This window comes from Gemmiger qucibialis, from assembly GCF_027689445.1.
GTDB lineage: Bacteria > Bacillota > Clostridia > Oscillospirales > Ruminococcaceae > Gemmiger > Gemmiger qucibialis.
This window is the reverse complement of sequence record NZ_JAQFEN010000001.1, coordinates 387,950-409,723: the sequence shown is the minus strand read 5'-3', so window position 1 is coordinate 409,723 and position 21,774 is coordinate 387,950. Positions and strand designations below refer to the sequence as shown.

The following is a 21,774-nucleotide window of genomic DNA, read 5'->3' as shown; positions in this document are numbered from 1 at the left end:
AGGAACAGCAATGACCAACATGGATAAACTGTATGCCAGCGTGGCAGCCAACGGCCCGGTGTGCGTGGGTCTGGATACCGAGTTCAGCTACCTGCCCGCCGATGTGGTGGACTACACCAAGACTGCCGGTGAAAATGTGGTGGAATTCAACCGCCGCATTATTGAAGCCACCAAGGCTTCCGCAGGCTGCTACAAGGTTCAGATCGCTTATTATGAATCCCTTGGTCTGGATGGCATGCGCGCTTACGCCGAAACCCTGAAGATGGTGCGCGCCACCGGCCTGCCGGTCATTGCCGATATCAAGCGCGGCGATATTGCCAAAACCGCCGAGATGTACGCCAAGGCACACTTTACCGGCGACTTTGAGGCTGATATTATCACGCTGGCCCCCTATATGGGCCTGGATTCCATCAGCCCCTACCTGCCGTACTGCAAGGAACAGGGCAAGGGCCTGTTTGTACTGTGCCGCACCTCCAACCCCGGCGCAAAAGATTTTGAGTATAAAAAGCTGGAGGACGGCCGCCATGTGTACGACCTGGTGGGCGACAGCCTGAGCGAGCTGGGCAGGGATTACATCGGCGAATCTGGTTATTCCAGCATCGGTCTGGTCATCGGCGGCACCCATACCGAGGAAGCAACCGCCATCCGCGCTGCTTACCCCCAGACCTTCTTCCTGATCCCCGGCTACGGCGCACAGGGCGGCAAAGCTGCCGATATTGCCCAGTATATGAACAACAGCAACGGCGGTGTGGTCAACTCCAGCCGCGGCATCCTGCTGGCTTACAAAAAGCAGCCCGGCGTTGCCTTTGATGAAGCTGCTTATAATGAATGCGTGCGAATGAAGGAGGATATCCAGGGTGAATGCAACAAGCTGTAAGGTAACGGTCCTGCGCCAGAGTACCGTTGCAGCGGATATCCGCTGCCTGACGGTGCAGTGGCCGGATGCCAGCCGCCCGGCCAAGGCGGGGCAGTTCTTTATGCTGCGCGCCTGGGCTGCCAACGAAACGCCCATCCTGTCCCGCCCCATCAGCGTGCATGATTTTGACGCCGCGACCGGCGCACTGACTTTCCTGTATCAGGTCAAGGGTGAGGGAACCCAGAAGCTGGCCGCCCTGAAAGAGGGCGACACCCTGACGGTGACCGGCCCATGCGGCAACGGATTTGATGTGGCCGCGATCGCCCGGGCGGCAGGCGGCAAAAACGGCAAGATCGCTGTTGTGGGCGGCGGTATTGGCACCGCGCCGCTGCTGCAGCTCTGCAAGGAGCTGGCTGCGGCGGGCTGCAAGCCGGAACTGTACTGCGGCTTCCGTGATGAGCCCTATGGGTTGGAAGCTTTCCTGCCTTACTGCGCCGCCATCAGCATTGCAACGGATTCCGGCGCGGTGGGTTACCACGGCCTGGTAACCGGCATCCTGCACCCGGAACAGTTCGCCATGGTGCTGACCTGCGGCCCCATGGTGATGATGCGCGGCGTATACCAGCTGTGCGCCCAGAGCGGCACGCCCTGCGTGGCCAGCCTGGAACGCAAGATGGCCTGCGGCCTTGGTGCCTGCCTGGGCTGCACCTGCCGCACCAAGGTGGGGGCCAAGACCGTATGTAAAGACGGCCCCGTGTTCAAAGCTGAGGAGGTGTTTGACTGATGGCAGACCTTCGCGTAAATCTGTTTGGCAAGCAGCTGGCCGGCCCGGTCATTGCCGCTTCCGGCACCTTTGGTTTCGGCCCGGAATATGCAGGCATTGAGGACCTGCGCGTGCTGGGCGGCATTTCCGGCAAAGGCCTGACGTTGAACGGTCAGCCCGGCAACGACGGCGAGCGCCTGCTGGAAACTCCCTCCGGCCTGATGAACTCCATCGGCCTGCAGAACCCCGGCGTGCAGCACTTTATTGAAAACGAGCTGCCCGCCATGAAAACCTGCGGCACCTCCGTCTGGGTCAACCTGGGCGGCCATACCATTGAGGAAAACGTGGAGGGCGTGCAGAAGCTGTGCGCCGCAGGCATTGATGTGCTGGAACTGAACATCAGCTGCCCTAACGTCAAGCAGGGCGGCCTGGCGTTCGGCATCCGTGCCAAGGACGCCGAAGAGGTGGTTTCCGCTGTGCGCAAAGTGTGCACTGTGCCGCTGGTGGTCAAGCTCAGCCCACAGGCAGAGAGCATCCCCGATATGTGCAAGGCCGTGGAAGCTGCCGGTGCCGATGGCATCAGCCTGTGCAATACCTTCCAGGCCTGCGCCATTGATCTGGAAAAGCGCCGCCCGGTGTTCAACAACACCTTTGCCGGGCTTTCCGGCCCGGCCATCCGCCCCATTGCACTGCGCATGGTGTGGCAGGCTGTGGGGGCCGTCAATATCCCGGTCATCGGGCTGGGCGGCATTCTGACCGGCCGCGATGCGCTGGAGTTCATCATGGCCGGTGCAGCCGCCGTTCAGGTGGGTACCGCAAACTTCCTGGACCCGAAAGCCTGCACTCGCATTACTGCCGAGATTGGGGAATGGATGGACGCCCACGGCGTGAAAACGCTGGATGAGATCCGCGGGTGCGCGAGAGGATAAGCGGGTTAAAGAACAGAGAATAAAGAATAATGAAAAAATGGTGGAGTGCGCACCGCGCGGCGGTCCACCGCAAGGATTCTTTATTATTTATTCATTATTTTCTGAATTTGCCTGTATAAACATTCAAGATGTTGCAATTTTATGCAACTTGTGGTATAGTAAAACAGCTTTTATAAACGGAGGAAAGTATCATGGCAAGAGAATCGATCGAAGTTTTGAAGGAATGTGAAGCATTTTTGGAGGGGCACTTCCTCCTTTCGTCCGGCCGTCATTCCGGCGCATACTGCCAGATGGCCTATCTGCAGCAGTACCCGGATAAGTGTGCCGAGGTTATGGCTCATGTGGCAGAAAAGCTAAAGGATACTGATGTTGACGTTATCGTTGGCCCTGCCATGGGCGGCATTGTGTATGCTTACGAGCTGGGCCGCCAGCTGGGCAAGCGCGCCATCTTTACCGAGCGCGTGGATAACGTGATGACTCTCAAGCGCTTTGCCATCCATCCGGGCGAGCGCTGCATCATCGCCGAGGATGTTGTGACCACCGGTGTTTCCAGCCTGGAAACCAAGCGCGTCATCGAAGAAGCCGGCGGTATCTGCCTGGGCATCACCTGCGTGGTGGACCGTACCCGCCCCGAAGCTCCGTCCCCGATCCCCATCCTGGCCAGTGCCCTGAAGCTGGATCTGCCCAACTATGCTCCCGAAGAATGCCCCATCTGCAAGGAGGGCAAGTTGCCCCTGGTCCACCTGGGCAGCCGCAAAATGAAGGAAGCAGCAAAGCAGACGCTGTAAAAGAGTTAGGAGTTATTGCGTGGGAGATAGGCTCTGCGCGGACGGAAACGGCCTTGGCTGTTTCAAAAGGCGGGCGCACGGTGTGCGCCCGACCATAAACTCCTAACTCCTCACTCCTACTTCCTAAGGCAATACCGCACAATTCCCGCCTAACGGCTCAAGCACCGCTCCGGCGGCTGCGGCACGGCATCTGCGTTGCCAAAATGCTCGATAAGACATCCAGTATTATCTGCGCTTTTGGCTTAGCATCTGCCGCACCTCGCTCGCCGTATCGGCACTTAGAATTATGCGGTATTGCCCTAACTCTAACCGGAACCGGATTTCGATACAACAAAGGATTGCGAGGCAAAACATGCAGGCATATCTGATTTTGGCAAATGGCCGGATCTTAAAGGGCAAAAGCCTGGGCTGCCAGGGCACTACCGTGGGCGAAGTTGTGTTTGCCACCGGTATGGTCGGGTTTGAAGAAACGCTGACCGACCCCAGCTACTATGGCCAGATCATTACCCAGACCTACCCGCTGATCGGCAACTACGGCATGAACAGCGAAGACAAAGAGAGCGGCAAGATCTGGGCAAAGGGTTACATCGTGCGCGAAGCATGCACGACCCCTTCCAACTTCCGCAGCGAGGAAACGCTGGATACTTTCCTGAAAGAAAACGGCATTATCGGCATTGAGGGCATTGATACCCGCAGCTTGACCCGCATCCTGCGCGAAAGCGGCGTTATGAACGGTGCCATTACCACCGAGTTTGACCCCGAAACCGAGCCGGAAAAGCTGGCTGCCCTGATGCCCATCATTAAGGCTTATGCCGTGACCGGCGCGGTGGATGCCGTGACCTGCACCGAGCCGCAGTGCTTTGCCCCCACTGCCGGTGTGGCGGAGGGCGAAGAACCGCTGCACATTGCCCTGCTGGACCTTGGCTGCAAAAAGAACATTGTGCGCTGCCTGTGTAAGCGCGGCTGCCGTGTAACGGTGCTGCCTGCTTCTACCACCCCGGCAGAGCTCAAAGCCCTTGCGCCGGATGGCCTGATGCTTTCCAACGGCCCCGGTGACCCGGCAGAAAACGTGCAGGTCATCGCCAATATCCGCGATATGCTGGATACCGGCATCCCAGCTTTCGGCATCTGCCTGGGCCACCAGCTGACCGCCCTGGCTGCAGGCGCCAAAACCTGCAAAATGAAGTATGGCCACCGCGGCGCCAACCAGCCTGTGACCGACTTTGCGCTGGAACGTACCTTTATTACAAGCCAGAACCACGGTTATGCGGTTCTGGGCGATACTTTGCCCGCAGGTACCGGCCGCGTCAGCCATGTGAACGCCAACGATAAAACCTGTGAGGGAATTGAATACCTGCAGTGGAACTGCTTTACGGTGCAGTTCCACCCCGAAGCAAACGGCGGCCCCAAGGATACCGAGTTCCTGTTTGACCGCTTTTTGCAAAATGTCCGCCGCATCAACCGCGTGAAAGGGGGCCGTTGAGATGCCGAAAGATCCTAGAATCAAAAAGGTGCTGGTTATCGGTTCCGGCCCTATCATCATCGGTCAGGCTGCCGAGTTTGACTACTCCGGCACGCAGGCCTGCCGTGCTCTGAAATCCGAGGGCATTGAGACCGTGCTGGTCAACTCCAACCCGGCCACCATCATGACGGACCCGGATATTGCGGATCATGTTTATATTGAGCCGCTGACCGCCGAAGTTGTGGAACGCATTATTGAAAAGGAAAAGCCGGACGCCATTCTGCCCAATCTGGGCGGCCAGATGGGCCTGAACCTTTCCATGGAACTGGCCCGCAGCGGCTTTTTGGACCGCAGCGGCGTGCGCCTGCTGGCCTGCAAGCCGGACACCATTGACCGTGCCGAGGACCGCCAGCTGTTTAAGGATACCATGGAAAAGCTGAACCAGCCCTGCATTCCCTCCAAGGTGGTGGAGGACCTGGATTCCGCCATGGCGTTTGCCGATGTTATCGGCTATCCCGTTATCGTGCGCCCGGCTTTCACCATGGGCGGTACCGGCGGCGGTATCTGCGAAAACCCTGAAAAGCTGCACGAGATCGCAACCAATGGCCTGCGTCTTTCCCCCATCCATCAGATCCTTGTGGAAAAGTGTATCGCCGGTTGGAAAGAGATCGAATACGAAGTGATGCGTGACCACAAGGGCAATGTGATCACCGTATGTAACATGGAAAACCTGGACCCTGTCGGCGTGCATACCGGTGACTCCATCGTTGTGGCACCCAGCCAGACTCTGTCCGATAAGGAATACCAGATGCTGCGTACCGCCGCGCTGGATATCATCACCGAGCTGGGCATTGAGGGCGGCTGCAACTGCCAGTTTGCCCTCAAGCCGGACAGCTTTGAGTATGCGGTCATCGAGGTCAACCCCCGTGTGTCCCGCTCCTCGGCGCTGGCCTCCAAGGCAACCGGCTATCCCATCGCCAAGGTGGCAACCAAGATTGCCCTGGGCTACACGCTGGACGAGATCACCAACGATGTGACCGGCGAAACCTGCGCCTGCTTTGAGCCTGCGCTGGACTATGTGGTCGTCAAATACCCCAAATGGCCGTTTGATAAGTTCGTTTACGCCGATAAGAGTCTGGGAACCCAGATGATGGCCACCGGCGAAGTGATGGCCATTGGCAACAACTTTGAACACGCCATGATGAAGGCAGTCAGCTCCATTGAGCTGGGCATGGACACCCTGACCCTGTCCGACTTTGAAAAGCTGACTACCGAGGAAGTCATTGAGCACCTGCATGTACAGGACTCCGAGCGCGCTTTCTGCGTATACGAAGCCCTCAAGCGCGGTGTGCCGCACCAGACCATCTATGACATCACCAAGATCGACTGGTGGTTCCTGGATAAGATGCAGCACCTGGCGAACCTGGAGCTGGGCCTGAAAAACGGCCCCCTGACCCGCGAAAAGTATCTGGAGGCCAAGCATTACGGCTTCCTGGATAAAACCATCCTGCGCCTGTCCGGTGCCGAAAAGCTGCCGATGGACAACTATGTCTGCGGCTTCAAGATGGTCGATACCTGCGCTGCCGAGTTTGCCGCCAAGACCCCGTACTTCTACTCCACCTGCGATAAGGAGAACGAGGCCGAGCAGTTCATCAATGCCCATAAGACCGACAAAAAGAAGATCCTCGTCTTTGGCTCCGGCCCCATCCGCATCGGCCAGGGCATCGAGTTCGACTACTGCTCTGTCCACGCAGTCTGGACGCTGAAAAAGCACGGCTGCGAGGCCATTCTGGTCAACAACAACCCCGAAACGGTTTCCACCGATTTTGATACCGGTGACCGCCTGTACTTTGACCCGCTGAACCCCGAAAGCGTTGACCATATTATCGCTGCCGAAAAGCCGGACGGCTGCCTGGTGCAGTTCGGCGGCCAGACGGCCATCAAGCTGGCAAAGCATATGGATGAGATCGGCCTGCCCATTTACGGCACCCCGGCCGATGCCATTGATGAAGCCGAGGACCGCGAACGCTTTGATGAGCTGTTGGAACGCTGCGGCATTCCCCGCCCGGCGGGCCGCACCGTCTTTACCCTGGACGAAGCCCTGCAGGCTGCCCAGGAGGTCGGCTACCCCGTTCTGATGCGTCCGTCTTACGTTCTGGGCGGCCAGAATATGATTGTGGCCTATAACTCCAGCGATGTCATCGAGTATATGGGCGTTATCACCAAGCATGTGGACATGAGCCACCCGGTGCTGATGGATAAGTACATCTACGGCACCGAATGTGAAGTTGACGCCATCTGCGACGGCACCGATTACCTGGTGCCCGGCATCATGGAGCAGATCGAGCGCACCGGCGTGCATTCCGGCGACTCCATCTGTGTCTACCCGCCGTATAATTTCCCGCAGGATGTGATTGATACCCTGGTGGATTACACCGGCCGCTTTGCCCGCGAGCTGAAGGTTGTGGGCCTGGTCAATGTGCAGTACGCTGTGCAGGACGGCAAGGTTTACGTCATCGAGGTCAACCCGCGTTCTTCCCGTACTGTGCCGTATATCTCCAAGGTCACCGGTGTGCCCATGGTCGATCTGGCCGTGCGCTGCACCCTGGGCGAAAAGCTGAAAGATATGGGGTACGGCACCGGCCTGTGGCGCAACGGCAAGAGCCCCTATGTGGCTGTTAAAGTACCCGTCTACAGCTTCCTGAAGCTGCACGGTGTGGATACCATGCTGGGACCCGAAATGAAGTCCACCGGCGAAGTTTTGGGCATTGCTCCCAACATGCACGAAGCGTTGATCAAGGGCTTGGTTGCCGCCGGTTACCAGTTCAAGACCCCCGGCCCCGGTTCCTGCGTAATTATCTCGGTCAAGGATTCCGACAAGAAAGAAGCTGCCGAGCTGGCCTGGAAGCTGCATGACTACGGCTATAAGATCTATGGCACCCCCGGCACGGCACGCTACCTGAACAGCCAGATGGTGCCCTGCAGCACCGTGCGCCAGATGAGCGAAGAACGCCCGAATGTGCTGGATCTGCTGGAAAGCGGTCTGGTGGATTACATCATCTCCACCAGCCCCCATGGCCGTGACCCGCACCGCGATTCCGTCAAGTTCCGCCGCAAGGCAACCGAACTGTCCATCCCGTGCATCACGGCGCTGGATACCGCCCGCATTCTGGTGAATGCCCTGCGCAGCGACCATGACATCAGCGGCATGGAGCTGGTGGATATCGCCACCCTGCACCGCGATGCCGCCAACGGCAAATAACCAAGGGTAAAACAGAAAAACAACCTGGGGCAGCAAAGCCCGGCAGCCGTTGTGCTGCGGGGAGCTTTGCTGCCCTGTTTTTGTGCCGTACAGCAAATGTTTTGCGGCGGTGCCCGTGCGCTATGCACGCGTTCCCGAAAGAAACGCGGGATTGTTGCATCTTTTTGTGAGATATGCCAATTTTTGATTTTTTGGGCTAGGTTTTGGCAGAATCACTTGATTCTGCGCGAAATTTTCCTTATAATAATCAGCGTACTAAAACGTGGGGCAGTTACTTGCCTGATGATGAAATATATGCTTAGGGAGATAACGAGTTATGACCAGATCACAGTTGATTACCAAAGTTGCAAACGATACCGGCATTTCTGCCGTTGAAGTTGAAAAGATCATGGACGGCATTTTCGGCACCATCGGCGATGTGCTGAAGGCTGGTGATAAGGTTACCATTGCAGGCTTTGGCCGCTTTGAAATGCGCGAACGCCAGACCAAGAACTTCACCAATCCCAAGACCAAGGTCACCAGCCAGCTGGAACCCACCGCTATCCCTGGCTTTAAGGCAAGCGGCCGCCTGAAGGAAAAGGTTGGCAAGTAATTGCTGAACAGCAGAACATAAACAAAATCAACCGCTCCGGTTTGCCATGCATGGCTGACCGGGGCGGTTTTTAGTTAGGCGTTAGGAAGTAAGAGGGAGGAGTTGATGAGGGCGGCGGTGGGGGAGAGGGCGGGACGAAAAATTAGAAATTAGGAATGAGAAATTAGGAATTTTGGGGGAGGGTGCTGGTTGTGAAGTATGTGCTGAACAATAAAAGTGGCTGCAGGGCGGGATGCCCTCATTCCGCCGGGGTGGAATTTTGCCGATTGTGACAAACGCTGCAAATGATTTGTAGGGGACGATGTTCGCATCGTTCCGCGGGCTTTGGCTTTGCTGCAAACGATAAAAAGTGTGATGTGCCCTGCCATTTCCTGTAGGGCGGGGTCACCTGACCCCGCCGTGGCCTTGCAGTGTTTCTCATGCAAAATTTATGATATGCGAATAAATTATTTGTAAGGAGCGGCGTCCTCGACGCCCGGAAGGACGTAAAAATATTGCACATTTGTTGGCGATAACGTGGTAGGGAGGCCATCTCCGGCCTAAGAGCCGGGGCATTGCCCCGGTTGGCCTCCGAAACGCGCCTGCGGGCACAGAGCCCCCTGGCCGCCGGATGGGGAAGCGCATGTTCAGGCTCTGCGCGTGGAACCACCCTTCAGTCACCTGCGGTGACGGTTCCCCTCGGAAGGGAGCCAAAGGCATTGCGGAATATGTACCGCAAGGCCCCGGAACGGTCAAGAACGTTCCCTACAGAATATTTTATAATGGGCAATCAACCGGTTGAGCGTGGTCACCTGACCACGCCACCATCCCCATATAAAACCCTCAAACATATGCGCATCGTTCCCAATTTTATAGTCTACCCCCACCCTACACAAAAAATCAGCAAAAACTATTGCAATCTGCATAAAGTGCGGTATACTAAAGCAGTAAAATAATATTTACGCAGAGTAGAAACCCGCGCGTTAGGCAAAGCGGCAATGGCGCCGCTTTGCCGCAGTGCCTGACCAACGGGGAGTTGTGGCAGGACGAAGATGCAGGGCAGGGGAGTGCAATGTGCACGCCGCTGCCGGCACGCGGTGCTGGTTTCGCATCCCACTGCTGCATAAAGGTGTGCAACGGCGGGTGTGGTTGCACACCTGCCCTTTACCCTCCCTTGTGCGGCAACACGCACGATGGAGGTATTTTATTATGCAAAAATCCGTTCAAGTCCGTACCCCGCTGTATGCCGCGGCCTATTGGCAGCAGGCCGCCGATGAGTTTAAGAACATCCGCGTTCTGGCTTTTGCCGGTATGGTCACGGCGCTGGCCATTATTCTGGAAAGCTTCCCCATCTATCTGCTGGGCCAGAGCCTGAAGATCTATTTCAGCTTTGTGGTGGTTTCGCTGGGGTGCGCCTGTTATGGCCCGCTGGTGGGCATGGGCGTTGGTGCGGTCATTGATACGCTGGGCTTTCTGCTTTCCAGCTATGGCGAGCCGTATTTCCCCGGCTATCTGATTACGGCCATGTTGTCCGGCCTGATTTACGGCGTTATGCTCTACCAGCGCAAACCCACCATCCCGCGCCTGATCGTGACCCGTCTGCTGATCAATTACGGCAGCAATGTGCTGCTGGGCAGTGTGTGGAAAGCTATGTTGTATGGCAAGGGTTACCTGTATTACCTGAGCACCGGCATGGTCAAAAACACCATCATGATCCCCATTGAAGTTGCCTTGATGTGGCTGGCCCTGAACGCGGCAGAAAAACACGGCCTGGACCGCCGCTACCTTCATCAGCGCTGATGAAGCGCGGATTTTTTGTTCAAAAGTCATACTTTGATACGAAAAGATTGTGCGTTTTGCTGGCAGAACGCAGCCGAAATTTGAAAATTGTTCCGTAATTTACAAACTTTTAACAACGTATTCACAAAGCATTGAAAAATGTCCCCGCCGCGTATACAATAACATATGTGAAAAGAATGTGTCGGATTTCCTGCAAGCATGCAGCAAAACGGCGCATTTTTGGTTTCAGGACCGTGGCTCCGGCTGGCAGCTGCCGCCGGGCCAGACGTAAAAAGAAAAGGAGCACTTACACATGAAAAAATTATTGGGTATTGTGTTGTCCGCAGCTATGCTGCTCAGCATGGCCGCCTGCGGCAGCACTGCTGCATCCAGCGCTGCATCCAGCGCAGCAGCAGATTCTACCGCTGACGCTGCCACTGCTACCGATGCAGCTGCCAGCGACCTGAAGGTTGGCGTTATCACGATTGGCGACGAGACGGAAGGCTACACTGCTGCGCATATCAACGGCATCAAGGCTGCTGCACAGAAGCTTGGCATGAGCGATAGCCAGATCGTTTGGAAGTACAAGGTTCCCGAAGGTGCTGAGTGCTCTGACGCTGCAGAAGACCTGGTTGGCCAGGGCTGCAACCTTGTTGTTTCCAACTCTTACGGCCACCAGACCTATATCGTAGAAGAAGCTGAAAAGTATCCCGATGTCACTTTTGTTTCCATGACCGGTGATTTTGCTGCCCTGACTGGCCTGGATAACTTCAAGAACGCTTTCACCAATGTTTATGAGAGCCGCTATGTTGCCGGTGTTGTTGCCGGTATGAAGCTGCAGGAACTGGTTGAGTCCGGCACCCTGACCCCGGAGACCCAGCCCAACAGCTTTACCGCTGACGGCAAGGTCAAGATCGGCTATGTCGGCGCTTACAACTATGCTGAGGTTGTTTCCGGCTACACTGCATTCTTCCTGGGCGTGCAGAGCGTTTACCCCAATGTTGCCATGGAAGTTATGTACACCAACTCCTGGTTCGATATCGACAAGGAAGGCGCTGCTGCCGAAGCTCTGATTGCAAACGGCAGCGTGATCATTGGTCAGCATGCTGACTCCACCGGCGCTCCCGCTGCCACCCAGAAGCAGAAGGATGCCGGCAAGATCTGCTACTCTGTCGGTTACAACATCGACATGCTGGAGACCGCTCCCACCGCTGCCCTGACCTCCGCCACCAACGTTTGGGAAGTTTACTATGAATACCTGTTCAAGAGCATGATGGACGGTGAAAACCCGGCTACCAACTGGTCCGAGGGTTACAACGAAGGCGCTGTTGCCATCACTGATCTTGGCCCCGAAGTTGCCGAAGGCACTGCCGAGAAGGTTGCCGAAGTGGAAGCAGCCCTGAAAGATGGCAGCCTGCATGTGTTTGATACCAGCAAGTTCACCGTCAACGGTGAGACTGTTACCACCGCTCCCATCGACCTGACTTTCTATGATTACTCCACCGGCACCCCGGTTGCTGTGTACCAGGGCGATACCGAGGAAGCCATCACCGATGGTTACTTCTCTGAATCCACCCTGCGCAGCGCTCCGTATTTCTCCCTGCGCATTGACGGCATTACCGAGGATGCAGACCCGGTTGCCTGATCCCACAAACTGAACTGACATGGAGGGAAGCTCTGCCTGTTACTGAACAGAGCTTCCCTCTATTGGTGTTTACGGCACCGCATGATGGATTTTTACAGAGAGGAGCATTCCCATGCCGCAGACTGAGTACGCCATCCAGCTGGAACATGTAACCAAAACTTTTGGCCCGGTCATTGCAAACCATGATGTTACCATGAATATCCGCCGCGGGGAGATTTTGTCCCTGCTGGGCGAGAACGGCTCCGGCAAAACAACCCTGATGAATATGATCGCCGGTATCTATTACCCGGACGGCGGGCAGATCATCGTCAACGGCCAGCCGGCAGATATCCGTTCCCCGCGCGATGCCCTTGCCCTTGGCATTGGCATGATTCACCAGCACTTCAAACTGGTGGATGTGTTTACCGCCGTGGAAAACATTGCCCTGAGCATGGACAAAGGCGAAAAATTTGACCTGCGCCGCGTGCGGGACAAAGCCCGTGCGATTTGCGAAAAATACCAGTTTGCGCTGGATCTGGACCAGAAAGTGTACGAGATGAGCGTGAGCCAGAAGCAGACGCTGGAAATCGTAAAGGTGCTGTTCCGTGGTGCAGATATCCTGATCCTGGACGAACCCACCGCCGTGCTGACCCCGCAGGAAACCGAAAAGCTGTTTGCCGTGATGCGCAACATGAAGGCGGACGGCAAGGCCGTGGTCATCATTACCCACAAGCTGCATGAGGTGCTTTCGGTTTCGGACCGCGTGGCAATTTTGCGCAAGGGCGAATACGTTGGCACGGTGGAAACCGCCACCGCAACGGAATCCAGCCTGACTGAGATGATGGTGGGCCAGAAGGTGGAGCTGAACATCAACCGCACCACGCCGCAGGACCCCACCCGGCGTTTGGCTATCAGCCACCTTTCGGTGCGCAGCCCCGAAGGTACCAACGTGCTGGACGATGTGAGCTTTGATGTGTATGGTGGCGAGATTTTGGGCATTGCCGGTATTTCCGGCAACGGCCAGAAAGAACTGCTGGAAGCCATTGCCGGTTTGCAGCATACCGAATCCGGCTCCGACGTTAAGTTTTTTGCCCCCGGCGAAGAGGACAAGCCGATGGAGCTGCTGGGCAAGAGTCCCAAGGACATCCGCGATGCCGGTGTACACCTGAGCTTTGTGCCGGAGGACCGCTTGGGCATGGGCCTGGTTGGCACCATGGGCATGACGGACAACATGATGCTGAAAAGCTATGGCGAAGGCCGCTCCCCGCTGGTGGACCACCGTGCTCCGCGTGAACTGGCCGAAAAGATCCGCAAGGAGCTTGGCGTGGTTACCCCCGGCCTGAACACCCCCGTTTCCCGCCTGTCCGGCGGCAATGTGCAAAAGGTGCTGGTTGGCCGCGAGCTGGCGGCTTCGCCCATTGTGCTGATGACGGCTTACGCCGTGCGCGGCCTGGACATCAATACATCCTACACCATTTACAACCTGCTGAATGAGCAGAAAGAAAAAGGTGTTGCCGTGATTTACGTCGGCGAGGACCTGGACGTTCTGCTGGAGCTGTGTGACCGCATTCTGGTGCTGTGCGGCGGCAAAGCCAACGGCATGCTAGATGCCCGCACCACCACCAAGGAAGAAGTTGGCCTGCGCATGACCAACCTTGTACAAAAGGAGGGCAAATGATGAGCAAAACTGCAGCTGAACCGCTTGTGCGTATCTCCAAGCGGGAGGGTACCACCTTTGTGCAAAAAGTGCTGGTGCGTGCCATTGCTATCCTGCTGGCACTTGTTGTGGATGCGTTCTTCATCTTTTTTGTTACCGGCCTGAACCCCATCAGCGTGTACGGCGTTATGTGGAACGGCACGTTTATGAACACCACCCGTTTCTCTTGGGCGCTGCGTGATCTTTCCAGCCTGCTGTGCATTGCCATTGCACTGGCTCCCGCCTTTAAGATGCGCTTTTGGAATATCGGCGGCGAAGGCCAGGTACTGATCGGCGGCCTGGTCGCGGCGCTCGTCATGGTGTATTTTGGCAGCAGCCTGCCCGCACCGCTGCTGTTTGCCGCCATGGTCATCGGCAGTGTGCTGGCCGGTGCCATCTGGGCCTTTGTTCCGGCCTGGTTCAAATCCCGCTGGAACACCAACGAAACGCTGTTCACCCTGATGATGAACTACGTTGCCACCAGCATTGTGGCCTGCATGACGAATATCATGCGCGGCCAGGCATCCAGCCTGGGCACCCTGAACAAAGCCACCAAGGCTGGCTGGCTGCCCGTGATCAACGGCCAGCGCTACACCATCAATATTATTGTGGTGCTGGTGCTGACCTTTGCGATGTACGCTTACCTCAAATACTCCAAGCAGGGGTACGAGATCAGCGTTGTGGGCGAGAGTGAAAACACCGCCCGCTATGCCGGCATCAATGTCAGCCGCGTGATGATCCGTACTATGCTGCTGTCCGGTGCCATCTGCGGCCTGTGCGGCTTTTTGGTTGTGGCCGGTAAGGACCAAACGATCTCCACTACCTCGGCAGGCGGCAACGGCTTCACCGCCATTATTGTGGCCTGGCTGGCAAAGTTCAACACCTTCTATATGATGCTGATTTCTTTCCTGCTGATCTTCCTGGACCGCGGCGCTTCGGAAATTGCTTCTGCTTATTCCCTGAACGAATATGCAGCGGATATCATCACCGGCATTATCCTGTTCTTTATCCTGGGCAGCGAATTTTTCATCAACTACCGCCTGGTCTGGCGCGGCCATCATGATGGTAAGGAGGGCAAGTAAGTATGAGCAGTCTGATTGCATGGATCCTGCGTGCCATCCCGTTTGGCACCATCATTATGTACGGCGCTTTGGGCGAGACCCTGACGGAAAAATCTGGCAACCTGAACCTGGGTGTTCCCGGTATCATGTACCTGGGCGGCTTTGCCGGTTTTGCCAGCGCTTATTATTACGAAAAACTCAGCGCCAACCCCAGCGCCTTTGTCTGCGTAATTCTGGCCCTGCTGTGCGCCCTGATCGCATCCGCCCTGGGCGGTCTGATTTACGCCTTCCTGACCATCACCCTGCGTGCAAACCAGAACGTGACCGGCCTTGCGCTGACCACCTTTGGCATGGGTGTGGCAAACTTTTTTGGTGTGTTTATCCTGAACGGTGCCAGCTACACCGCGGCACCGCTAGCTTATAAAGCATTCAGCGCCATGATTCCGGTGCTTTCCGGCCTTGGCGTTGTAGGCAAGGTGCTTTTCTCTTACGGCTTTTTGGCTTATGCGGCCATTGTGCTGGCAGTTGTGCTGCACTGGTTCTTTACCCGCACCCGCGCGGGCCTGAACCTGCGCGCGGTTGGCGAAAACCCCGCCACTGCCGATGCCGCCGGCATTAACGTTACACTGTATAAATATGTGGCTACCTGCACGGGTGCTGCCATCTGTGGTGTGGGTGGTTTGTATTATGTTCTGGATTATAACCAGGGCATCTGGGCAACCACCGGCCAGATCGAAGCCTTGGGCTGGCTGGCTGTAGCGCTGGTCATCTTTACCACCTGGAAGCCGCTGAACGCCATTTGGGGCGCTTACCTGTTTGGCGTGCTGTACTGGCTGTATCAGTTCCTGCCCAGCCTGCTTGGCATTACCGTTGCCAGCTACATGACCGATCTGATCCAAATGCTGCCCTATGTGGTTACCATTGTGGTGCTAATCGTGGTCAGCCTGCGCAAAAAGAAGGAAAACCAGCCCCCGGAGCATCTGGGCCTTTCCTACTTCCGCGAGGAGCGGTAAAAAATATTTTTGCAGAATTCGCAAAAAATTGCTCATTTTGCATCAAAGCCTCGTTTCCTATTGGAAATGGGGCTTTTTTGTTTTTTGGGGAAGGGCAGGGGGATTGGCGGATTTCGGAGAGTGATATCCGGCATGGCCCATCACACATTTTTAAGGCAATACCGCATAATTCTAAGTGCCGCAGCTGCCGGAGCGGTGCTTAAGCCGCAAGGCGGGAATTGTGCGGTGTTGCCTAAAGCCCAAATCCCGCAATACCCAGCTTTTTGCCGTGGAACTTCACAGTATTTCCATGCTTTTAACACATTTGGCAGGTACACTAAAATGCAGCAAAATCCATAGTCCAGAAATTTTTTATAAAGAAAATAGAGAGGCAGGAAACCCGGATGGAAGAAAACGAGATTACATCCCCCTTTGTGGAGGATGCCACCACCCCCGATATGGGCAGCACGCAGCCCACGGCCCCGGCCCCCAAACGCAAAAACTGGTTCCGCCGCCACACCAAGCTGTGCGTGGCGGTTGTCATTCTGGCGGTGGTTGCCGCTGTTGTGGGCAGCCAGCTGCGTAAAAGCAAAGCGGCCGCAGGCGCTTCGGCAGACTATCAGTATGTGCGCACCACGACCCTGAAAACCACCAGCCTGAATGACTCCGTTACCGTGAACGGCACGGTGAAATCCGGCGATGAAGCCAGCGTTACCGTGGCAGATTCCGCCAAAACCTACAAGGTTGCCACCGTCAATGTGGAGGTGGGTGATACTGTGCAGGAAGGCGATGTGATCGCCACGCTGGACACCACCGACCTTGAAAAGCAGATCGAAAACGCAGAGCAAAGCTACAACGATACCCTGCAGCAGGCCCAGACCAGCTATGACCGCGCGGTGGATGAATATAACACCGCAGTGGTGCAGCATGAGAATAACCTGATCGACCTGCAGGCCAAGATTGATGATGCGGACAAGAACCTGTCCGATGCACAGGATGCACTGGAAACCGCAAAGAGCAGCCGCGATTCCGCCCAGAGCGCCTATGATTCTGCCTGCAGCAGTTACGATACCATCAAGGCGGCGTATGATAATGCCGCTGCCAGCATCAGCACCTTTACCGATGCCGTCAACGCGGCGGCCAACACCCAGAACGATGCCATCAGCCGGGTAAACAGCGCCATCGCTGCCTACAACGCCGACCCCAGCGAGGCCAACCAGGCGGCCATGAATGAGGCAAACAATGCCCTGAGCGCTGCCCAGGCAGCCTATCAGCAGGCACAGAATGACCTGGCTAACGCGCAAAACAGCTGTTCCGTCACGGAGCTGGGGTTGTATGGCTTTACCGCCATTCAGCAGTCTTTGAACAGCGCGGAACAGACCAAAACCAGCGCCCAGAATGCCCTGACCAGTGCCCAGAACGCAGTGGAAACGGCCCAGAACCAGATTGAAACCTGCGAAAGCCAGCAGAAATCCGCTCATGACAGCTATGACCAGGAAAAGAACTATTCCACCATCAAGGCCAAGGCGCAGAGCGTGGAAGACGCCAAAACCAAGCTGGAACAGGCCAAGCGCACCCCCGATACTTTGACCACCCTGAAAGACACCCTGGCCAACTGCACCCTGACGGCCACCATGTCCGGTACCATCACGGCGCTGGATGCAACGGTCGGTTCTGTCTGCACCGGCACCGTGGCAACCATTCAGAACACCGATGCCCTTGTGGTGGAAGTTACGATCCCCTCCAATGATGTGCCGGGCCTGACCACCGGCATGAGCTGCAATATTACCAGCGATGCCACCGGCGATGATGTGATCGCCGGTACCCTGACCCAGATCGACCCCGTTGCCAATGATTCCGGCACGTTCGGCGCAAAGGTGCGTGTGAACGGCGATGCAGACGACCTGCTGATCGGCATCCAGGCCAAGGTGGAAATTGTCAAGAACGCGACCGACGGCGTGTTTACCGTGCCCATTGATGCCGTTGGCACCAAAGAGGACGGCACCCAGTATGTGTTGCGCAAAACCGGCGGCGAAGGCACCGATATGACCTTTGAGGAAGTGACCGTGACCACCGGCGATGCCAACGATTATTATACCGTGATTTCCGGCGATGACCTGAAGGAAGGCGATGTGATCCGCTCCAGCGCCGACCTGACCCAGGGCATTGTGACCGGCAGCAGTGATGATAGCGCCGACTTCTTCTTCACTGCCGGCGGTGATGAACCGATTGGCGGTGCGGACGCCCCGGCGGGCGGCCCCGGCGGCGACATGGGCGGCGGCCCGGCCGGTGGACCGGGAGGTAACTGATATGCCGCAGAATAAACAGGCGTTTGTCAATGCCATTGTGCAAAGCCTTGGGACGGGGCAGCCCAACCGCCGCCCGCTGATTGCCATGCGCGGCATCCGCAAAAGTTACTATATCGGCCAGCCGAACGAGTTGGAAATCCTGCACGGCATTGATTTGACTGTGTGGCCGGGGGAGTTCGTTGCGATTGTGGGTGAATCCGGCTCCGGCAAAAGTACCCTGATGAATATTATCGGCGTGCTGGACAAGCCGACCTCTGGCGAGTATACGCTGGACGGGGTGGATATCCATAAAGCAGACGATGACGAACTGGCGGGCATCCGCAACAATAAAATCGGCTTTGTGTTCCAGACCTATAACCTCATCGGCCGCCAGAGCGCGCTGAAAAACGTGGAGTTGCCCATGCTGTATGCCGGCATTCCCGGCGGCGAGCGTACCCGCCGCGCCAAGGAGTGGCTGGACCGCGTGGGAATGGGCGAGCGTGCCCGCCACCAGCCCAACGAGCTTTCCGGCGGCCAGAAACAGCGCGTTGCCATTGCTCGCGCCATGGTCAACGACCCGGCGCTGATCCTGGCAGACGAGCCCACAGGCGCACTGGACAGCGAAACCTCCCGCGTGGTGATGGACCTGTTCCATGAAATGCACGAAAAATACCACAAAACCATTGTGCTCATTACCCACAACCCCGCGCTGGCCGAGGAATGCCAGCGGGTGCTGACACTGCACGATGGCCGCATTATTGCCGAACGGAAGGGGAGTGGTGTGCGTGGCGCTCTTTGAATACCTTTCCATGGCGTTTGCCAGCATCAAAAGCAACAAAATGCGCAGCCTGCTCACCATGCTGGGCATTATTATCGGCATTGCGGCGGTTATCGCCATCGAAACCGTCGGCAACAGCCTATCCAGTTCGGTCAGCGACAGCATGTCCGGCACCGGTGCCAGCTCCATCACGGTATCGCTGACCCAGAAAAGCAGCAGCAACAGCGGCTCTTCCAGCGGCGGTGTGCGGCTGCGGCTCTTCAAAAATTCCAGCCCGGATGATAAAGACCTTATCACGGATACGATGATCGAGGAATTTACCGAAACGTTCCCCGACAAGATCAACTACATTGAAAAAACGCAGCAGGTGGGCAGCGCCACCATTGGCAAGGTGAACGAACCCGATACCACCATCACGGCAACGGTTTCCGGCGTCAACCAGGAAGCGCTGCAAAGCAAGGAGAGCGATACCCCCATCCTGGCGGGCCGCTGGCTGGATGATACCCGCGATGCCGGGCGCTATGTCTGCGTGGTATCCGAAAAATTTGTGCAGCAGGCTGTCGGCGGCAGCAACGCTGATGCGCTGGGCCAGAAAATCACCCTGACCATCAACAAAATGCCGTATACGTTTTATATCAGCGGCGTTTATAAGTATGTAGAAGATTCTTACGCCAGCATGTTTGGCTCTACCAGCGATGACGATATCCAGACCGAAATCTATATCCCGCTGGATGTGGCCCGCAGCATTGCCGGGGCGGGGGATGGCTACCAGAGCATTACCGTTGTGGCATCCAGCGGCACCAATGTGACCGCCTTTGTGGATGTGGTGGGCGATTATTTCGCCAGTTACTATACCCGCAACGACAGCTGGACCGTCAGTGCGTCCAGCATTTCCAGCCTGCTGGAAAGCATGACCGAAATCCTGAACCAGATCTCGCTGGCCATCTCCGCCATTGCGGCCATCTCGCTGTTGGTGGGAGGTATCGGCGTCATGAACATCATGACGGTTTCGGTCACCGAGCGTACCCGTGAGATCGGCACCCGCAAGGCGCTGGGCGCAACCAACACGGCCATTTTGACCCAGTTCATTATTGAATCCATTGTGCTGTGCGCTATTGGCGGCGTCATCGGTGTGGGGCTGGGCATCGGCCTTGGTTCTGTGCTCAGCCAGGTCATGGGCTATTCGGCCAGACCCAGCGTGGCGGCCATCATCATTGCCGTGGCGTTCAGCATGGCCATCGGCGTGTTCTTTGGCTATTACCCCGCCAAAAAGGCCGCCAAGATGGACCCCATCGACGCCCTGCGGTACGAATAAGGGTACCGTTTGTTATTTGCTTATCAGCACAAAATTGAACCGCATACAGCAAAAATGCTCCCGTTGCACGGGGGCATTTTTTGTGGTATACTTCTGTCTGAATGATAAAAATGGGGTAGTTTTTGCCCTGGAGTGTATCTGAAAAGTCAAAAGTACAGTCTGTTTCGGCAGTTACAGCCGGATTTTGCGCTTGCAAAATGCGGCATCTTCTTTTCTTTCAGATACACACCTTAGAGCGGAGAGGAAAGAAGGAAGGTCTGACAATGCAGACACAACAAAAACTATTTACCAACCGTATGCTGCTAACACTATTATGGCCGCTGGTGGTGGAGCAGGCGCTGAACGTGCTGGTGGGCATGTCCGATACCGTGATGGTATCCAGCGTAGGCGAAGCCGCCATTTCCGGTGTTTCGCTGGTGGATATGATCAACTACCTGATCCTGAATATTTTTGCCGCGCTGGCCACCGGCGGCGCGGTTATCACCAGCCAGTTCCTGGGAGCCAAAAAGCCGGGAGAAGCCTCCCGCAGCGCGGGGCAGCTGGTTACTTTAAGCTCTATCCTGGGTACGGCTGTCATGGCGCTCTGCCTGCTGCTGCGCGGGCCCATGCTGCGGCTGTTCTTTGGCAGCATTGCGGACGATGTGTTCCAGGCAGCCATGATCTACTTTACCATCACGGCAATCTCTTACCCGTTTTTGGCGCTGTACAACGCGGGCGCGGCCATCTTCCGCTCCGTCGGCAACAGCGAGGTATCCATGCGGGTATCCGTTATCATGAACATTACCAATATTGTGGGCAATGCGTTCTGCATCTTTGTGCTGCGCATGGGGGTTGCCGGTGTTGCGGTGCCCACGCTGGTTTCCCGCGTGCTGGGCGCTGTCATCATCCTGAAACTGACCACCCGGCATGATAATGTCGCCCGCGTTACCTGGGATGGCGTCAAGCACCTGCAGCCCCAGATGGCAAAGAACATTTTGTATATCGGCATCCCCTCCGCGCTGGAAAACAGCCTGTTCCAGCTGGGGCGTGTGCTGGTCGTCAGTATGATCTCTTTGTTCGGCACGGTGCATATTTCCGCCAATGCGGTGGCCAACAACCTGGACGGCATGGGCTGCATTGTGGGCCAGGCCATCGGCCTTGCCATGATCACTGTGGTGGGGCGCTGTGTGGGCGCCCAACAGCTGGACCAGGCCAGCTACTTTACCAAAAAGCTGCTGCTGTGGGATTACATTGCCCAGGGCGCTACCAATGCCCTGATTTTGATCTTCCTGAACCCGCTGCTCAGCGTGTACACCCTTTCGGATGAAACCCGCCACCTGGCCTGGCTGCTGGTTATGATCCATGCGGGCAGCGCCATCTTCCTGTGGCCGGCGGGCTTTGTTCTGCCCAACGCCCTGCGTGCAGCCAATGATGTGCGCTTTACCATGCTTACTTCCATTCTGTCCATGGGAATCTGGCGTCTGGCGTTCTCTTACATCCTGTGCGTTCAGATGGGTATGGGTGCTGTCGGCGTTTGGATCGCCATGGTGGTGGACTGGGTGTGCCGCGTGACCTGCTTTGTGGTCCGCTTTGTATCTGGTGCGTGGAAGAAAAAATGTGTGGCAAAATAA

General features: G+C 56.5%; 16 protein-coding genes and 1 riboswitch. All 16 genes read left to right on the top strand.

The features are described 5' to 3' along the window. Positions 1-10: 10 nt before the first annotated feature. The 16 genes from pyrF (at position 11) to PG062_RS01765 (ending at position 21,774) form a co-directional block, all read left to right on the top strand. Entirely contained in the window at positions 11-877 is an 867-nt protein-coding gene (pyrF, locus tag PG062_RS01840; protein WP_114000443.1) for an orotidine-5'-phosphate decarboxylase, read from the top strand. Next, positions 858-1,640, top strand: coding sequence for a dihydroorotate dehydrogenase electron transfer subunit (locus PG062_RS01835; RefSeq protein ID WP_114000444.1), 783 nt, complete (start codon positions 858-860; stop codon positions 1,638-1,640). The genes pyrF and PG062_RS01835 overlap by 20 nt, the downstream gene beginning before the upstream one ends. Then, positions 1,640-2,548: a dihydroorotate dehydrogenase gene (locus PG062_RS01830; protein ID WP_270750820.1), complete on the top strand. Its 909-nt coding sequence runs from the start codon at positions 1,640-1,642 to the stop codon at positions 2,546-2,548. The genes PG062_RS01835 and PG062_RS01830 overlap by 1 nt, the downstream gene beginning before the upstream one ends. 191 nt (positions 2,549-2,739) lie before the next feature. Then, a complete protein-coding gene (pyrE, locus tag PG062_RS01825) occupies positions 2,740-3,336 on the top strand; it encodes an orotate phosphoribosyltransferase (RefSeq protein ID WP_114000446.1) in 597 nt (198 codons plus the stop codon). Between the two features lie 352 nt (positions 3,337-3,688). Next, positions 3,689-4,819: a glutamine-hydrolyzing carbamoyl-phosphate synthase small subunit gene (gene carA / locus PG062_RS01820; protein ID WP_270750818.1), complete on the top strand. Its 1,131-nt coding sequence runs from the start codon at positions 3,689-3,691 to the stop codon at positions 4,817-4,819. Between the two features lies 1 nt (position 4,820). Continuing rightward, complete coding sequence (gene carB / locus PG062_RS01815) at positions 4,821-8,060, top strand: carbamoyl-phosphate synthase large subunit (protein WP_270750817.1); 3,240 nt, start codon at positions 4,821-4,823, stop codon at positions 8,058-8,060. Positions 8,061-8,376: 316 nt separating this feature from the next. Next, positions 8,377-8,652: an HU family DNA-binding protein gene (locus PG062_RS01810; RefSeq protein ID WP_114001165.1), complete on the top strand. Its 276-nt coding sequence runs from the start codon at positions 8,377-8,379 to the stop codon at positions 8,650-8,652. A gap of 941 nt (positions 8,653-9,593) precedes the next feature. Next, a riboswitch (THF riboswitch) is annotated at positions 9,594-9,752 on the top strand. 88 nt (positions 9,753-9,840) lie between these two features. Next, positions 9,841-10,431: a folate family ECF transporter S component gene (locus tag PG062_RS01805; protein ID WP_270750815.1), complete on the top strand. Its 591-nt coding sequence runs from the start codon at positions 9,841-9,843 to the stop codon at positions 10,429-10,431. 292 nt (positions 10,432-10,723) lie between these two features. Further along, positions 10,724-12,055, top strand: a complete 1,332-nt coding sequence (locus PG062_RS01800) for a BMP family ABC transporter substrate-binding protein (protein WP_114000884.1) — start codon at positions 10,724-10,726, stop codon at positions 12,053-12,055. A 112-nt stretch (positions 12,056-12,167) separates the two neighbouring features. Beyond that, entirely contained in the window at positions 12,168-13,712 is a 1,545-nt protein-coding gene (locus PG062_RS01795; protein ID WP_114000883.1) for an ABC transporter ATP-binding protein, read from the top strand. Beyond that, a complete protein-coding gene (locus tag PG062_RS01790) occupies positions 13,709-14,812 on the top strand; it encodes an ABC transporter permease (protein WP_270750810.1) in 1,104 nt (367 codons plus the stop codon). Before PG062_RS01795 ends, PG062_RS01790 begins: the two co-directional genes overlap by 4 nt. Positions 14,813-14,814: 2 nt before the next feature. Then, positions 14,815-15,804: an ABC transporter permease gene (locus PG062_RS01785; RefSeq protein WP_270750809.1), complete on the top strand. Its 990-nt coding sequence runs from the start codon at positions 14,815-14,817 to the stop codon at positions 15,802-15,804. Positions 15,805-16,187: 383 nt separating this feature from the next. Next, complete coding sequence (locus tag PG062_RS01780; protein WP_270750807.1) at positions 16,188-18,092, top strand: efflux RND transporter periplasmic adaptor subunit; 1,905 nt, start codon at positions 16,188-16,190, stop codon at positions 18,090-18,092. Positions 18,093-18,177: 85 nt separating this feature from the next. Next, positions 18,178-18,870, top strand: coding sequence for an ABC transporter ATP-binding protein (locus tag PG062_RS01775; protein ID WP_270751268.1), 693 nt, complete (start codon positions 18,178-18,180; stop codon positions 18,868-18,870). Further along, positions 18,857-20,164, top strand: a complete 1,308-nt coding sequence (locus PG062_RS01770) for an ABC transporter permease (protein ID WP_270750805.1) — start codon at positions 18,857-18,859, stop codon at positions 20,162-20,164. The genes PG062_RS01775 and PG062_RS01770 overlap by 14 nt, the downstream gene beginning before the upstream one ends. A gap of 263 nt (positions 20,165-20,427) precedes the next feature. Then, on the top strand, positions 20,428-21,774 hold the full coding sequence (locus tag PG062_RS01765) for an MATE family efflux transporter (RefSeq protein WP_270750804.1): 1,347 nt from the start codon (positions 20,428-20,430) through the stop codon (positions 21,772-21,774).

Bases quoted from the DNA above. Each gene is read 5' to 3' on its own strand.
- pyrF (WP_114000443.1), top strand. From the start codon at position 11: ATGACCAACATGGATAAACTGTATGCCAGCGTGGCAGCCAACGGCCCG.
- PG062_RS01830 (WP_270750820.1), top strand. From the start codon at position 1,640: ATGGCAGACCTTCGCGTAAATCTGTTTGGCAAGCAGCTGGCCGGCCCG.
- pyrE (WP_114000446.1), top strand. From the start codon at position 2,740: ATGGCAAGAGAATCGATCGAAGTTTTGAAGGAATGTGAAGCATTTTTG.
- carA (WP_270750818.1), top strand. From the start codon at position 3,689: ATGCAGGCATATCTGATTTTGGCAAATGGCCGGATCTTAAAGGGCAAA.
- carB (WP_270750817.1), top strand. From the start codon at position 4,821: ATGCCGAAAGATCCTAGAATCAAAAAGGTGCTGGTTATCGGTTCCGGC.
- PG062_RS01810 (WP_114001165.1), top strand. From the start codon at position 8,377: ATGACCAGATCACAGTTGATTACCAAAGTTGCAAACGATACCGGCATT.
- PG062_RS01805 (WP_270750815.1), top strand. From the start codon at position 9,841: ATGCAAAAATCCGTTCAAGTCCGTACCCCGCTGTATGCCGCGGCCTAT.
- PG062_RS01800 (WP_114000884.1), top strand. From the start codon at position 10,724: ATGAAAAAATTATTGGGTATTGTGTTGTCCGCAGCTATGCTGCTCAGC.
- PG062_RS01795 (WP_114000883.1), top strand. From the start codon at position 12,168: ATGCCGCAGACTGAGTACGCCATCCAGCTGGAACATGTAACCAAAACT.
- PG062_RS01790 (WP_270750810.1), top strand. From the start codon at position 13,709: ATGATGAGCAAAACTGCAGCTGAACCGCTTGTGCGTATCTCCAAGCGG.
- PG062_RS01785 (WP_270750809.1), top strand. From the start codon at position 14,815: ATGAGCAGTCTGATTGCATGGATCCTGCGTGCCATCCCGTTTGGCACC.
- PG062_RS01780 (WP_270750807.1), top strand. From the start codon at position 16,188: ATGGAAGAAAACGAGATTACATCCCCCTTTGTGGAGGATGCCACCACC.
- PG062_RS01775 (WP_270751268.1), top strand. From the start codon at position 18,178: ATGCGCGGCATCCGCAAAAGTTACTATATCGGCCAGCCGAACGAGTTG.
- PG062_RS01765 (WP_270750804.1), top strand. From the start codon at position 20,428: ATGCAGACACAACAAAAACTATTTACCAACCGTATGCTGCTAACACTA.